Genomic DNA, 601 nt, shown 5'->3' on the forward strand with positions numbered 1-601 from the left:
CGTCAGTCCAGGCGGGCGCGGAAGCAGCGGGTCAGGTAGGGGACCGCGAGGTCCTCGGCCCCCGCGAGGTCGGGGTGGGTGGCGAGCAGCGTCTCGAGGGCGGCGATCGTGGCCGCCTGCTCCTCGGCCGGCGCCGTGATGAAGTAACTGCGCGACCGCACGAGGTCGAGGAACCGCGCGCGCGACATCCGCTCGCTCCACTGCACCGTGTGCTCCTCGATCTCGCCGAACGGCGGCCCGATCTGTACGTAGCTCTCGAACGTGGCGCTCGCGTCGTGGCGCTCGTGCATGATCTCGCCGGCCTGCCGCAGCCAGTCGACGCTGGTGTCGCGGCTGTTCCAGACGAGGCCGAGCACGCCACCGGGCTTCAGCACACGAGCGATCTCGGGCACCGCACGGTCGGGCTGGAACCAGTGCCAGGCCTGGCCCGCGACCACCGCGTCGACTGCGTCGTCCTCGATGGGGATGTCCTCCGCCGTGCCGAGGATGCGGGGCACTCCCGGCACGGCGACCTCGAGCTCCTCGAGCATCTCCTCCACCGGGTCGACCGCGATGACCTCGCGGTCGAGCGCGACGAGCGCCTCGGTGAGCTTGCCCGTGC

Annotated in this window: 1 protein-coding gene; it reads right to left on the bottom strand. The window is 71.9% G+C overall.

What is annotated here, in order from left to right; all coding sequences use genetic code 11:
• Positions 1 to 2: 2 nt before the first annotated feature.
• Positions 3 to 601, bottom strand: a 599-nt coding sequence (locus AC1DY2_RS20470) for a class I SAM-dependent methyltransferase (protein WP_476764080.1), incomplete at its 5' end; no start/stop codon positions are given.

It is taken from the genome of Agromyces sp. P1_H4, assembly GCF_056405255.1.